Source organism: Shinella sp. 838 (genome assembly GCF_029623935.1).
In the GTDB taxonomy this organism is placed as follows: Bacteria; Pseudomonadota; Alphaproteobacteria; order Rhizobiales; family Rhizobiaceae; genus Shinella.
In genome coordinates this window covers 951,804-966,317 of the sequence record NZ_JARSBQ010000001.1, presented here as the reverse complement: position 1 = coordinate 966,317, position 14,514 = coordinate 951,804, and the positions used below count along the sequence as shown (strand labels likewise).

Below are 14,514 nucleotides of genomic sequence, written 5' to 3'. Positions count from 1 at the left end.
CTATCGTGTCCGGCAGCTTTTTGTTATCGAAAGGGAAACGGGCGAAAAGCCCGGCGGCCGGCCGCATTCCGGCACCGCCGAGGAGGGAGTGCACGATGGAGAAGTCGAACCTGCCGCTGTCAGGCATTAGGGTCATCGAGCTGGCGCGGGTTCTCGCCGGACCCTGGGCCGGGCAGATGCTGGCCGATATGGGCGCCGATGTCATCAAGATCGAAAACCCCGACGGCGGCGACGACACGCGCGCCTGGGGCCCGCCCTTCGTGACCGGCAGGGACGGCGAGAACCTGTCCGCCGCCTATTACCACTCCACCAATCGCGGCAAGCGCTCGATCACTGTCGACCTCAAGACCGAGGAAGGCCGCGCCGTCGTCCACCGCCTTGTCGCGACGGCCGATGTCGTCATCGAGAACTTCAAGGTCGGCGGCCTCGTCAAATACGGGCTCGATTACCAGAGCCTCGCCAAGGTCCATCCCAAACTCGTCTACTGCTCGATCACCGGCTTCGGCCAGGACGGTCCTTATGCCGCCCGCGCCGGCTATGACTATATCGTGCAGGGCATGTCCGGCTTCATGTCGGTGACGGGCGCACCGGACGGCGAGCCGATGAAGGCCGGCGTCGCCATCGCCGACATCTTCACCGGCATCTATGCCGTCGCCGCCATCCAGGGGGCGCTCATCCATGTCATGAAAACCGGTCAGGGCCAGCATGTCGACATGGCGCTGCTCGACGTGCAGTCGGCCGTCATGGCGAACCAGAACATGAACTTCCTCGCCTCCGGCAACGCGCCGACGCGGCTCGGCAATGCGCATCCCAACATCTCGCCCTACGAGGTCGTGCCCACCTCCGACGGGCACATCATCCTCGCCGTCGGCAATGACGGGCAGTTCCGCAAGCTCTGCGGCATCCTGAAGCTCGAGGGCGTCGCCGACGACGAGCGCTTCGCCACCAACCGGGCGCGCGTCGCCCATCGCGACGAGGTGCGCCGCCTCGTCACCGGTGCGACGGCCAGCATCAGCAAGGCCGATCTGCTCGCCGCCTGCGAGCGCGAGGGCGTGCCAGCCGGGCCGATCAACTCCATCGCCGAGACCTTCGAGGATCCGCAGGTGAAGGCGCGGGGCTTGCGCATCGATCTACCCGATGCCGACGGCAACCGCATTCCCGGCGTGCGCACGCCCATCGTCTATTCGGGCACGCCCCTTGCCTATGACCGGCCGAGCCCGCGGCTCGGCGAACATACTGACGCCGTGATGGCGGAACTTGGCATCCTCGAAGCAGGAAAGAAAAGCGCATGAAGACCGGTGGCCAGTTGATCGTCGATGCCCTCGTTGCCAATGGCGTCAAGCGCGTCGCCTGCGTGCCGGGCGAAAGCTACCTTGCCGTGCTCGATGCGCTGCATGACACCGATGTCGACGTGCTCGTCTGCCGGCAGGAAGGCGGCGCGGCGATGATGGCGGACTGCTGGGGCCGGCTGACGGGCGAGCCCGGTATCTGCATGGTCACGCGCGGCCCGGGCGCCACCAACGCCTCGGCGGGCCTGCACATCGCGCGGCAGGATTCGATCCCGATGATCCTCTTCATCGGCCAGGTACAGCGCGATGCGCGCGAGCGCGAGGCCTTCCAGGAGGTGGAATACCGTCGCGCCTTCACCGAGGTCGCCAAGTGGGTGGCGGAGATCGACGATGCCCGCCGCATCCCCGAATTCATCACGCGCGCCTTTGCCGTCGCCACCTCCGGCCGGCCGGGCCCGGTGGTGCTGGCGCTGCCCGAGGACATGCTGACGGATACGGTCGAGGCCGTCGACGCAAAGGCCTATATGCCGGTCGAGGCACACCCCGGCCGCAAGCAGATGGAAGAGCTGGCGCGACGTCTCGAAACAGCCGAGCGTCCGCTCGTCATCCTCGGCGGCACACGCTGGTCCGAAGAGAGCGTCGCCGGCTTCACGGCCTTTGCAGAGCGCTGGTCGCTGCCCGTCGCCTGTTCCTTCCGCCGCCAGATGCTGTTCGATCATCAGCACCCGAACTATGCCGGCGACAGCGGCATCGGCATCAGCCCCGCACTCGGCAAGGAGATCCGCGAGGCGGACCTCGTCATCCTGCTCGGCGGCCGCTATTCGGAAATGCCGTCCTCGACCTACAGCCTGCTCAAGGTGCCCTACCCGCAGCAGGCGCTGGTGCATGTCTATCCGGACCCGTCCGAGCTCGGCCGTGTCTACAGGCCGGACCTTGCGATCTGCGCAGCGCCAGAGGATTTCGTCGCCGCGCTCGACGGCCTCGCGCCGAAGACCGCCCCGCGCTGGGCCGCCCGCACCGCCGCCATGCATGAATCCTACCTGAAATGGTCGACCCCGCCGCAAACCGGCCCGGGCGGCGTGCAGATGGGCCCGATCATGGCCTGGCTGGAGGAAAACACGCCCGAGGATACGATCTTCACCAATGGCGCCGGCAACTATGCGACCTGGGTGCATCGCTTCCATCGCTTCCGCCGCTTTGCGACGCAGGCCGCCCCGACATCGGGCTCGATGGGCTATGGCCTGCCCGCCGCGGTCGCCGCCAAGCAGCTCTTCCCGGAGCGTGAGGTCATCTGCTTTGCCGGCGACGGCTGCTTCATGATGCACGGCCAGGAATTCGCCACCGCCGTGCGCTACAACCTTCCGATCATCACCGTCGTCGTCAACAACGGCATCTACGGCACGATCCGCATGCACCAGGAGCGGGAGTATCCCGGCCGCGTCAGCGCCACGGATCTGACCAACCCGGATTTCGCCGCGCTCGCCCGCGCCTATGGCGGCCATGGCGAAACGGTGGAGACGACGGAGGATTTTGCGCCAGCCTTCCTGCGCGCCCGCCAGAGCGGCAAGCCGGCGATCATCGAGGTGAAGCTCGACCCGGAAGCGATCACGCCGACGCGCACGCTCTCGGATATCCGCAGCGGGAAGTAAGGTTTGGAGGTGTGAACGCCCCTCATCCGGCTACTGCGACCTTCTCCCCGCAAGCGGGGAGAAGGCGGATGGGGCAATGCCTCACCTACCAACATATCGTCGATGCTTTGGGAAGCCGTTGCGGCATTCCCCTTCGCCCCGCCTACGGGGAGAAGGCAACGGCAGGCGGTTGAGGAGCCAGGTCCTCAGCCGCGAAGATGCTGCGCCTGCTCGTAGGTCTTCGTCGAGCGCATGCCGGAACGGCAGTAGCCAAGCATCGGGCGCGGCAACTCGTCGAGCGCGTCAACCATGCCGCTCACCGCTTCCGCAGTCACGCCCATCGGGCCGACGGGCACATGGGCCGTCTCGATACCGAGTTCCTTCGCACGCGCCGCAATGGCCGAGAATTCCGGCTGGCCTGCCTCTTCATGGTCCGGGCGATGGCAGACGATGGATTTGAAGCCCAGGGCGGCGATGGCGTCGAGATCCCCGACGGCGATCTGGCCGGAGACGGAATATTCGTCGTTGATCTCGCGGATATCCATGGGCGGTTCCTTCTAGAAAACAGGGGTGCTCACCGTTTAAGCCCGAGCCGCGGGAGCGTCAATCATGCAAAATCTATAGCAATTCCCGAAAAGAGCTGAAGCGCATCGCTCCGGCAACGAAGGAACGCCCCCTCCGCCCGAAAAACGCGCAGACATCCTACTAGCGGACCTCGAAGGCGAGGCCGTAGCTCACGCTTTCGCCGGGCGCGAAATTCGCCGCCTCACCGGAGGTGATCAACTCGGCGCGCGGCACGAGACGGTGCGAGACGGGCTCGATGCCGAGCACCGCCGAGCCTGGCGACAGGTTTCGCCAGACCTGCAGATGCGGCAGGGTATCCGTGCGGAAACGGATATGGACGCTGCGACCGCCAAGCGCCGCAATCGGGCCGATGGCGATCTCGGCCCAGCCATGCGCCGCCATTTCGGCCGCCGGCACGCAGAAGATCTCGCGGTCGCCCTCGCCGAAGCGCCACGGCAGGCTGCCGCCGGGCAGCATCGCCCCCGTCAGCCGCGTGTCCGCATCGAAGAGGCCGGTGCCGAAATTGATGTGATACATGCCGAAGGGCGGCCAGGAGGTGCCGCCCGTATTGGTGACGCGGTCGTCGAGCGTGATGTGGCCGGTGCTCCGGTCGGCGCGCCAGCGGCGGGCGAGATCGGCCTTGCCGCCATGGGCAAGCGAAACGGCGACGCGCCCCTCGCAGATAACCTCCCCCTCGTCCTCCTCGACCAGCACGTCCCGCGCCGGCGAGGACGAAAACGACCCGTGCAGCGGATAGAGCCGCCCGTCAGCAGCCCCCTCGACCGGCACCGGGTGGCGGATGTGATCCGGCCCGCAGGTGAACAGGAAGCCCGGCAGCGCCTTGTCGATGCGCGGATCGCCGTCCGAAGGCACCGTTGCCCCCGGCGCAAGATCGACGCCGTGAAAAACGGCACCGGCGACGTCGAGCACCGATTGCGGCGTCAGATCGAGACGAAAGGACTGGTCTTGTGTCTGGGCGGTAAGGGAAAAGGTCATCCGGGTCTCCGGCAAGGGGCAATCAATCGGCGGCATGCTAGAGCAATTCCCGCGAAAGTGCGACGCGGTTTTACGGCCGGAACGGCGATAAAACAAAAGGATAGCGTGTCTTCCCGATTCGGCGGAAAACCGAAAGGCTGCGTGGCGGGATGGCCGCCGGGGCACGGACCGCCACCCTTGCCTCGCATCGCGTCACGGGAACCATCACGCCCGGTCACAAGTTTTTGCAATGCGCGTTGACCTTACATTCACCATCGATTCAGTTTTTTCATATTAAGGTCTGAATTGAAGTGTTCCGTCCGCGCGATATGTGCAAGCAGGCAGGTCAAGAGTCGTGAATTCTATTTTTAAAACAAGCCTTTCGCTCCTTGCCGCGGCATCCGTCCTCGGAATCGCCGTCTTGCCGGCGCACGCGCAGCAGCGTTTCTCCTCGCGCGACACGGTTCTGGTCTCGCCGGAAGGCGATATTCTCGACTATGTTCCCGACGATGGCAGCGTGCGCGTGATGCGCGACAACCGTGGTCGCACCGTCTATGTCGACGGCTGGGGCAACGTCGTCGCTACCGCCATGCAGGCCGACCGCTATTTCGCGCGCGGCGACGACTATCGCCCGCGCCGCGAGGCGCGCGGCTACCCCGAAACGAACCCCGACTATTTCCCCCCGGCGCCGGAAGCCGACTACGGCGACGAGCTGACCACCAGCTCCGTGCCGGAAATGCGCGAGGGCCTGCCGGGCGACATCGAGCGCCAGCCGCTGCCGGACGCCGATTTCGGCGGCTCGCAGCCCCTGCCCGATTTTTCCGACGACAGCACGGCGCTGCCGGAAAACAGCACCGACCCCAATGCGGAATTCGTGCCCGGCCCGAAGTTTCAGCCGGCGATCGCGATCGGCAAGATGTCCTCTGCCGAGATCACCGCGCTCCAGGTCTTCCTCGACCGCGAGGGCTTTTCGCCCGGCGTGATCGACGGCAGGAAGGGCTCGAACGTCACCAAGGCGATCGAGGCCTGGCAGAATGCGACGGGCGAGACGCTCGATCCGAACAATGCCGACGACATCCTGGAACGGCTGCGCCTGTCGGGCGGCCTCGCCTTCACCACCTACGAGATCAGCGCCGCCGATGCGGCCGGGCCCTATGTCGCCGCCATCCCGGACGACTATGCCCAGAAGGCGACGCTGCCGCACCTCTCCTTCACTTCGACCACGGAAATGCTGGCCGAAAAATTCCACATGGACGAGGCCTATCTGAAGGAGATCAACCCGGGGGTCGACTTCACCATTCCCGGCACGATCATCAAGGTCGTCGACACCGGCGAGAAGAAGACCGGCAAGGTTGCCAAGATCCTCGCCGACAAGGGTCGCAAGCAGGTGCTCGCCTATGACGCGAACGGCACGCTGATCGCCGCCTATCCGGCCAGCATCGGCTCGGCCGACACGCCCTCGCCGTCGGGCACCGTGACCGTGGAGCGCATCGCGCTCAATCCCGGTTACACCTACAACCCGAAGATCAACTTCCAGCAGGGCAGCAACAACAAGGTGCTGACCCTGCAGCCCGGTCCGAACGGTCCGGTCGGCACGGTCTGGATCGCGCTGTCGAAGCCGACCTACGGTATCCACGGGACGCCGGAGCCTTCGAAGATCGGCAAGACGCAGAGCCACGGCTGCATCCGTCTGACCAACTGGGACGCGACGGAACTCGCCAAGATGGCCAGCGCCGGCGTGACGGTCGAGTTCGTCGACTGACGATGACACGATGTCCCGCAAAAGCCGGCCCTCAGGCCGGCTTTTTCATTTGCGCGGAAAAACCGTTGCATGGTTCCGTCACGTGGTGGGCTGGAAAATGCCGCCTTTGGCGTCGATACGTCCTTCTGGCAAGCGAACGGGCAACCATCCTTCCGCACGCCCTTGCTGCAAGTCGCATTCGAAAATCCGGTCTCCCATGCTTGAAAAACTCCGCCCCGCCCTTCTCTGCCTCACGCTTGCCGGCCTCTTGCCGCCCGCCGCCGGCGCTGCCGACCTCATCGGCTTCTGGGACAGCCCGCAGAAGGGCGGCAACAGTTTCAACGCCGCGGCACCGGACCGGGCCTATTTCGACGCACTCGCAGCAACCGGCGCCAGCTGGGTAAGGCTCACCTTCAGCAAATGGCAAGGCGAAGGCAGGGACTTCCTGATCGGCGACGCAGACCGCTACAAGGGCCTGCCGCCCGGCGACCTCGCCAGGCTGCGCGAGACGCTCGACGCCGCCGGGGCCGCCGGGGCCGCCGGTCTCAAGGTCGTGATCACCCCGCTCAGCCTGCCCGGCGCACGCTGGAAGCAGCAGAACGGCGGAAAGTTCGACGACCGGCTATGGTCCGACCCGGCCTATGCCGGCCAGGCGGCCACGTTCTGGCGCGACCTCGCAGCGGCGCTCAAGGACCATCCGGCCGTCGCCGCCTACAACCTGCTCAACGAACCGGCCCCGGAAAAGACGACCGGGCTTGCGGAAAACGCCGCAATGGCGGAGATCTCCGCCTGGCAGGAGAAGAACACCGGCAGCACCCGCGACCTGCCAAACCTCTACACGCGCATGATCGCGGCAATCCGCACCGTCGATCCGGTAACGCCCGTGATGGTCGATGGCGGCTACTACGCCAATCCGCGTGCCCTCGCCGCCTGGCCGGAGCGCCTTGCCGATGAGCGGGTGCTCTATGCCTTCCACATGTACGAGCCCTATGACGCCACGAGCGCGCCGAACATGAAGCGCAAAACGCCGCTTTCCTATCCCGGTACCACGACGGACTATGCCGGCGGCAAGACGACCTGGGATCGGAAAGCCATCGGCGATCATATCGGCACGGCCTTCGACTGGGCAAAGGCCGCCGGCGTGCCACCGAGCCGTGTGGTTGCCGCCGAATTCGGCTGCATGCGCCTGTGGACCGACTGCGGCACCTATCTGACCGACGTCATGGACGCCGTGGACGCGCGAGGCGGCCACTGGGCCTTCTATTCCTTCCGCGAGGACGAGTGGGAGGGCATGGACTATGAACTGTCCGCCAAGGTGAAGCCCGGCCGGTTCTACTGGCTGAAGGAACAGGGCAAGGCCGGCACATTGCCGCGCGACGGCAAGCTTATGGAGCTTCTGAAGGCGCGCATGCAGAAATAGAGCATTTCCAGCCGAAGCGGGATCGCTTCGGCGTCGGACAATGCCGGAAAAACAAGGAGACAAGGCATTTCCGATGAACGCGCGTTCAGCGGAAATACCCTGGAAATAGGGCGGAGCAGCCTTCCGTGCCGCTCCGACCCGATGAACCGAAAGACTGCCTCAGGCCGCGCGGCTGTAGCCGGAGCCCTGCGCCGGGCGGGCCTCGCCGCTGGTGCGGAAGGCGCTGAGCTGGGCGGCGATGGAGGCGGCTTCCTGCGTCAAGGCCTGGCTGGCGGCATTCGCCTCCTCGACCATGGCGGCGTTCTGCTGGGTGATCTGGTCCATGGCGTTGATCGCCTGATTGACCGCCAGCAGGCCCGTCGCCTGTTCCGCCGTGCTGGCACGGATCGCATTGAACACGGCACTGACCTCGACGACCTGGGTGACGATCTGGCGCAGCGACTGGGCGACTTCGCCGACCGAACGCACGCCGTCCTCGACCTGGCTATGCGACTTGGCGATGAGGTTCTGGATGTCCTTCGCCGCATCGGCACAGCGCTGGGCAAGCGCCCGCACCTCGGAGGCAACGACGGCAAAGCCGCGCCCCGCCTCGCCCGCCCGCGCCGCCTCGATACCGGCATTGAGCGCAAGCAGGTTGGTCTGGAAGGCGATCTCGTCGATCACCTCGATGATGTTGGCGATGGCCGAGGAGGACGCCTGTATCTCTCCCATGGCGACGATCGCATGCTCCACGATCTCGCCGCCGTGCTGCGCATTGTCACGCGCCGCAATCACGAGGGCGTTCGCCTCGTTGGCGCTCTGGGCCGTCTGGCGCACGGTGGTGGTCACCTGTTCGACGGCGGCGGCCGTTTCCTCCAGATTCGCGGCCTGCCGTTCGGTGCGCTTGGCAAGGTCGTCGGACGCAACCGCGATCTCACGAGCGCTGAGATGAATGGAGCCGGCGCCTGCGCCAATACTGCCGATCGCCTGCGAGAGCGTGGAAATGGCGTGGTTGAAGTCATCGCGCAGCGCCTCGTAGGCTTGCGGCAGCGGGCCGGTGATGCGCGCGGTGAGATCGCCATCGGAGATGCGCTTCAACGCAGCACCGAAACTGTCGCTGACGATCTTGCGCTCCTCGGCGACGACCTGGGCCTGCACCGCCTGCTGCTTGGCGAGATCCGTCATGTCGTTGTAGACGGAGATGGAGAGGTCCATATCGAGGAACATCGCCTTGAGCAGGCTGGAGAAACGCGCCGCGAACTCTTCCGGCCCGATCTCCTGGCGCGCAAACAGGCCCTGCTTCGGCCAGAGTGATTTGACAGCTTCCGTCAGAAGATGCTCGACGATCAGCGCATAGCCACCGATATACCAGCGCGGCTCCAGGCCGATGCGCGCATGCACATGGCCGATCGTCTGGACCTTGGTGGCATAGTCGCCCGTGAAATCGCCGGTTGCGATGTTCGCCCAATGACCGAGCTGGGCATTCTTCGCCCGGTTGATATGCGCTTCGTTGGAGAAGAGGTGGTTCACCTCCGGGCTCTTGCGCACGATCGCGTAGAACTTGTCCAGCGCCGGGCCGAGCTCCTTCTCGATGAAGGGCTTCAGCGTACGCAGACGCTTCAGGGCTGCCTCGTCGAGGCCGAGGTAGTCCAGACGGCGCGCGATATCATGGTTCTGGCTGGCGGTCTGCGGGGCTGGCTTCATTCCGAGGGGTATCCTGGCAACTCGAGAAAACGGGGAAAGCGACAAACAATCGGGGCAGCGGTGCCGGGCGACACCGCATCTTGCCCGTAACCCTTCATGGGTCCCCGTGGCGGCGCAAGGCCGATGGGGTGGCTTTCTAACGCGATATCATTAGGTTAAGCGTAGTAAATTGTTCATTACCAGCTTTGCGTTGCGGCACGAAAAACGGCTGCGCCGTTCGTCGCAACCGTTCTTGGCATTCGTCAATTTGAAGCGGTCAGGCCGCCCGCTGAAGGGTGCGGAAGAAGCCGCGTTCGGTGGCGACACGCTTGCGCACCGGCAGGAGCCGCAGAACCTCGTCGGCAAAGAGGCGCGCATTCTCGCAGGCCTTGTCGAGGTTGCTCACCTTGGCCGCATCCATCGTATAGAGCGTGCCACCACAGTCGAAGATGTCGCGGAAGGCGGTACGTTCACCGATCGGCGTATCGAGCACGGCAACGCCGCGAGCGGCGAGCAGCGCCTTGATGGTGGTCATCGCCCGCGTCGTCACCAGCGCATTCATGCGGGTGAGCACGACGGAGTGGTTGATGCGGATGCCCGCCTTCTCGTCGAGCTGTTTCAGGAGCTCGAGGATATGCGCCGCGCCGCGCGCATCCATCGCACAGCCCTGCACGGGGATCATCACATGGTCGGAGAGACCGATGGCGGTGGCGACCAGCGCATCCCGTGCACCGGCAAGGTCGATGATGAAATAGTCGGTCGTATCCCGGTTCTCGCGGATATGGCCCTGGAGGGAGCCCATCGAAACCTCCGAGATGACGGCGATGTTGCGCTGGCGGCCGGAAACCTCGTGCCAGTGGCTGATCCAGCGCTGCGGGTCGGCATCGAGGATGGTGATGCGGTGCCCCCGGCTTGCAAGCTCGGTGGCAAGGATCAGGGCCGCTGTGGTCTTGCCCGCGCCACCCTTGGCATTGGCAAATGTGATGACTGGCATGTCTTTCCTCATGAATGCTGCGAGCTTCGCATCGCTCTCGTCAGGCGGCCCGATGAAAATGGCGCCCGCTTAATCAAACCTTTCAAAACATGGTTAACGAATTGGAAACAACCGGATGGCGAAGATTAACGAGAACGCCACCAAATTTGCGTTTCCTCAAGAAAAAGGCCCGGAAAACGGCGGTTTTCCGGGCCTCTATCATTTGTTAACGGCAAGAATTCAGATGCACTCGACGAAGAGGCGCTTGGCCGCGTCCAGCGTCAGCTCCACCGGATTGCCGCCAGCCGTCGGATCGACGATCGCCATGGCGGCCATTTCGTCGATCCTGTCGGTGCCAACACCAAGCGCGGAGAGCTTGTCCGGCACGCCGAGTTCCTCGCGCAGGCGCAACACGTAGTCGAAGAAGCCGTCGAAACCGCCGGCAATACCAAGGTAAGCGGCGGCGCTGGCGATCTTCGCCTCGATCGCCGGGCGGTTGAAGGTCAGCACCGGCGGCATCACGACGGCATTGGTCATGCCGTGGTGCGTGTTGTAGATGGCGCCGACCGGATGCGACAGCGAGTGGATCGCGCCGAGCCCCTTCTGGAAGGCGACGGCGCCCATGGCGGCCGCCGACATCATGTTGGCGCGCGCCTCGATATCGGTCCCGTCCTTGTAGGCGCGCGGCAGGAATTCCTTGACGAGGCGCATGCCCTCGAGCGCGATGCCCTGGCTCATCGGGTGGTAGAACGGCGAGCAATAGGCTTCGAGGCAATGGGCGAAGGCATCCATGCCGGTGCCCGACGTGATGACCTTCGGCATGCCGACCGTCAGCTCCGGATCGCAGATCGTCACCGAAGGCAGGAACTTCGGATGGAAGATCACCTTCTTGGTGTGCGTTTCGGAATTGGTGATGACCGAGGCGCGGCCAACCTCCGAACCGGTGCCGGCCGTCGTCGGCACGGCGACGATGGGCGCGATGCCGTCGGAATTGGCGCGGGTCCACCAGTCGCCGATATCCTCGAAATCCCAGACCGGGCGCGTCTGGCCCGACATGAAGGCGACAGCCTTGCCAAGGTCGAGGCCGGAGCCACCGCCAAAGGCGACGACGCCGTCATGCCCGCCGTCGCGGAACGCCTTGACACCGGCTTCGAGGTTCTTGTCGGTCGGGTTCGGATCGACCTCGGCGAACATCGCCCGGCCAAGACCAGCGGCCTCAAGAATGTCGAGGGCCTCTTTCGTGATCGCCATGGTCGAAAGACCACGATCGGTGACGAGCAGCGGCTTCTTCATGCCGACCGCCTTGCAGTGGTCGGCGAGTTCCTTGATGCGGCCGGCCCCGAACTTGATCGCGGTCGGGTAGCTCCAGTTGGCGGTGATGGTCATTATGCTTTCCTGAAATGGTAGGATTTCGGGCGGGTGAGATTATGGAAGCCGATGACGGAGAGCGAACCGCCGCGGCCCGTTTCCTTGACGCCCGTCCAGCACAAGGCCGGGTCGAGATAGTCGGCGCGGTTCTGGAACACGGTGCCGGTCTCAAGGTCGCGGGCGATCTTGGCAGCGCGATCGGAATCCTTCGTCCAGAGCGAGACGGTGAGACCGTATTTGCAGTCGTTCATCAGCGCGAGCGCTTCCGCGTCGCTCTTCACCTTCATGATGCCGACGGCCGGCCCAAAAGTCTCTTCCGTCATGAACTCCATCGAGTGGTCGACATCGACGAGGACCTGCGGGGCGACATAGGCACCGCCGTCATCCGCCGGGAAAAGTTTGGGATCGACCAGCGCCCTGGCGCCCTTCGAGACGGCGTCGGCGATCTGTGAACGCACCGTTGCGGCAAAACGCTTGTGCGCCATCGGGCCGAGCGTCGTTTCCGGGTCGAGCGGGTTGCCAAGCTTGTAGTTGGAGACCCAGGCAACCGACTTTTCGACGAAGGCGTCGTAGAGCTTCTCGTTCACATAGACACGCTCGATGCCGCAGCAGCACTGGCCGGAATTGTAGGTCGCGCCGTCCATCAGCGTATCGACGGCGGCATCAAGGTCGGCGTCTTCCATGACGTAGCCCGGGTCCTTGCCGCCGAGTTCGAGGCCGACCGGCGTGAAGGTGCCGGCCGCCGCGCGCTCGATGGAGCGGCCGCCTTCGACCGAACCGGTGAAGTTGACGAAATCAAAACTGTTGCCGGCGATGAGCGCCGAGGTCGTGTCATGGTCGAGGAAGACGTTCTGGAAGACATCCTCCGGCACGCCCGCCTCGTTGAAGGCGCGCACCAGCCGTTCGCCGACGAGCAGCGTCTGCGCGGCATGCTTGATGATGACGACGTTGCCGGCCATCAGCGCCGGGGCGATCGTGTTGATCGCGGTCATGTAGGGATAGTTCCACGGCGCGATGACGAAGACGACGCCATGCGGCTCGCGCTCGATGCGGCGCTCGAAACGCTCACTGTTCTCGATGACGATCGGCGCCAGCGACGAACCGGCGATCTCGGCGACATAGTTGGAACGCTCGTTGAAACCCTTGAACTCGCCGCCGTAGCGGACCGGGCGGCCCATCTGCCAGGCGATTTCCGGCACGATCTCGTCGGCCATCTCGTTGACGCGCGCGACGCCCTTGAGGACGAGCTGGATACGGTCTTCCAGCGGGCGCTTCGCCCAGGCCTTCTGGGCCTTCTTCGCACGGGCGACGGCCTCCTGCGCGGCGGCCAGCGGCATCGCCTCGCGCTCGGCATAGACCGAGCCGTCCACGGGGGATATGCATTTGATCACAGTCATGATCGACTTCCTGTTTCAGTTTAAATTCTGGCGTGGGACAATATCCGATCCTGCCGGCCGGAAAATATCCCCGAAGGGCTACTTTCCGCCGCAGCCGCCGCCGGTGTGCTGAGCCTTACGCTCTCTCGAAGCCGCGCGCCACCTCCCAGTCGGTGATGCGACGGTCGTATTCTTCCTGCTCCCATTCGGCCGCACGGACATAGTGGTCGACGACGTCGTCGCCGAAGGCCTCGCGCAGCATGTCGGAGTCCTTCAGTGCGGCGGTCGCCCCGCGCAGCGTCTTCGGGATCTCGCGGATGTCCTTGCCACCATAGGCGTCGCCTTCGAAGGGCGCTTCCAGTTCCAGCTTCTGCTCGATGCCGGCAATGCCGGCGGCAAGCAGCGCCGCCATGGCGAGATAGGGGTTGAGATCGGAACCACCGACGCGGCACTCGATGCGGATGCCCTTGGTGCCCTCGCCGCACAGGCGGTAGCCGGCCGTGCGGTTGTCCTTGCTCCAGATCGCCTTGGTCGGTGCGAAGGTGCCGGCAACGAAGCGCTTGTAGGAATTGATGTAGGGCGCGAGGAAATAGGTGATCTCGCTGGCATGGGCGAGCAGACCCGCCACATACATGCGCATCATCTCCGACATGCCGTATTTGCCGTCCCTGTCGAAGAACTTCGCTTCCTTGCCGTCAAGGCTCCACAGCGACTGGTGGATATGCGAGGAGGAGCCGGCCATGTTGTAGTTCCACTTGGCGAGGAACGTGACGGCCTTGCCGCGCTGCCAGGCGATTTCCTTGGTGGCGTTCTTGATGATCGAATGCCGGTCGGCCATGGTCACGGCTTCGGCGTATCGCACATTGATCTCCTCCTGGCCGGGCGAAGCCTCGCCCTTGGAGTTTTCCACCGGAATGCCGGCGCCCTGCAAGCCGTTGCGCAGCGCCCGCATGACGTCCTCTTCCTTGGTGGTCTGGAAGATGTGGTAATCCTCGTTGTAGCCGGAGGCCGTGCGCAGGTCGCGGTAGCCGCTTTCGCGCGCATCGTCGAAGGTCTGGTCGAACAGGTAGAATTCAAGCTCGCTCGCCATGAAGGGCTTCAACCCCAGCGCCTCGAGCCGCTTGACCTGCTTTTTCAGGACGGCGCGCGGCGAATGCGGAACCTCGGCATGGGTGTGGTGGTCCAGCACGTCGCAGAGAACCAGCGCCGTACCTTCCAGCCAAGGCAATTTGCGCAGCGTCGCAAGGTCCGGCTTCATCGTGTAGTCGCCGTAGCCGGCGGCCCAGCTCGTCGAGCGGTAACCGGGCACGGTCTCCATTTCCATGTCGGTCGCCAGCAGGTAGTTGCAGCTATGCGTCTCCTCATAGGCGCCATCGACGAAATACTGTGCGTGGAAACGTTTGCCCATCAGGCGCCCCTGCATGTCGACGAGACACGCCAGAACGGTATCGATGCGGCCCTCGGCCACATCCTTCTTCAGGTCATCAAAACTATAGGTCATGGTCATCGGGGGTGGTC

The 14,514-nt window shown here is 64.6% G+C and carries 11 protein-coding genes; 4 read left to right on the top strand and 7 right to left on the bottom strand.

Annotation, left to right across the window (positions count from 1 at the left end; genetic code table 11):
* The first annotated feature begins 95 nt into the window (after window positions 1–95).
* Window positions 96–1,292, top strand: a complete 1,197-nt coding sequence (locus P9A16_RS04560; protein WP_023515376.1) for a CaiB/BaiF CoA transferase family protein — start codon at window positions 96–98, stop codon at window positions 1,290–1,292.
* Entirely contained in the window at window positions 1,289–2,938 is a 1,650-nt protein-coding gene (locus P9A16_RS04555) for a thiamine pyrophosphate-binding protein (protein ID WP_023515377.1), read from the top strand. The genes P9A16_RS04560 and P9A16_RS04555 overlap by 4 nt, the downstream gene beginning before the upstream one ends.
* 185 nt (window positions 2,939–3,123) lie before the next feature.
* Here the strand turns inward: P9A16_RS04555 and P9A16_RS04550 are convergent, their stop codons facing one another.
* Together P9A16_RS04550 and P9A16_RS04545 are read right to left on the bottom strand one after the other, a co-directional pair.
* Window positions 3,124–3,462, bottom strand: coding sequence for a TIGR01244 family sulfur transferase (locus tag P9A16_RS04550; protein ID WP_023515378.1), 339 nt, complete (start codon window positions 3,460–3,462; stop codon window positions 3,124–3,126).
* A 160-nt stretch (window positions 3,463–3,622) separates the two neighbouring features.
* Window positions 3,623–4,477 (bottom strand): DUF4432 family protein, encoded by an 855-nt coding sequence (locus tag P9A16_RS04545; protein ID WP_023515379.1) that lies wholly within the window; start codon window positions 4,475–4,477, stop codon window positions 3,623–3,625.
* A 391-nt stretch (window positions 4,478–4,868) separates the two neighbouring features.
* Here P9A16_RS04545 and P9A16_RS04540 point away from each other — a divergent pair, with 391 nt between their 5' ends.
* Window positions 4,869–6,218, top strand: coding sequence for a L,D-transpeptidase family protein (locus P9A16_RS04540; protein ID WP_439605492.1), 1,350 nt, complete (start codon window positions 4,869–4,871; stop codon window positions 6,216–6,218).
* Window positions 6,219–6,414: 196 nt separating this feature from the next.
* Window positions 6,415–7,617, top strand: coding sequence for a glycoside hydrolase family 5 protein (locus P9A16_RS04535; RefSeq protein WP_023516165.1), 1,203 nt, complete (start codon window positions 6,415–6,417; stop codon window positions 7,615–7,617).
* A 159-nt stretch (window positions 7,618–7,776) separates the two neighbouring features.
* Here P9A16_RS04535 and P9A16_RS04530 read toward each other — a convergent pair whose 3' ends face one another.
* The 5 genes from P9A16_RS04530 to P9A16_RS04510 form a co-directional block, all read right to left on the bottom strand.
* The gene (locus P9A16_RS04530) at window positions 7,777–9,300 is read right to left on the bottom strand and encodes a globin-coupled sensor protein (protein ID WP_023516166.1); all 1,524 of its coding nucleotides are present in this window, start codon (window positions 9,298–9,300) and stop codon (window positions 7,777–7,779) included.
* Between the two features lie 256 nt (window positions 9,301–9,556).
* Window positions 9,557–10,273 carry a ParA family protein gene (locus P9A16_RS04525; RefSeq protein ID WP_024271540.1) on the bottom strand — a complete coding sequence of 239 codons (717 nt, stop codon included), beginning with the start codon at window positions 10,271–10,273 and terminating at the stop codon, window positions 9,557–9,559.
* Between the two features lie 219 nt (window positions 10,274–10,492).
* Window positions 10,493–11,638 carry an iron-containing alcohol dehydrogenase gene (locus P9A16_RS04520; protein WP_023513458.1) on the bottom strand — a complete coding sequence of 382 codons (1,146 nt, stop codon included), beginning with the start codon at window positions 11,636–11,638 and terminating at the stop codon, window positions 10,493–10,495.
* The gene (locus P9A16_RS04515; protein ID WP_023513459.1) at window positions 11,638–13,017 is read right to left on the bottom strand and encodes an aldehyde dehydrogenase family protein; all 1,380 of its coding nucleotides are present in this window, start codon (window positions 13,015–13,017) and stop codon (window positions 11,638–11,640) included. The genes P9A16_RS04520 and P9A16_RS04515 overlap by 1 nt, the downstream gene beginning before the upstream one ends.
* Before the next feature lie 115 nt (window positions 13,018–13,132).
* Entirely contained in the window at window positions 13,133–14,497 is a 1,365-nt protein-coding gene (locus P9A16_RS04510) for a glutamine synthetase family protein (protein WP_130515666.1), read from the bottom strand.
* Between the last annotated feature and the right edge of the window lie 17 nt (window positions 14,498–14,514).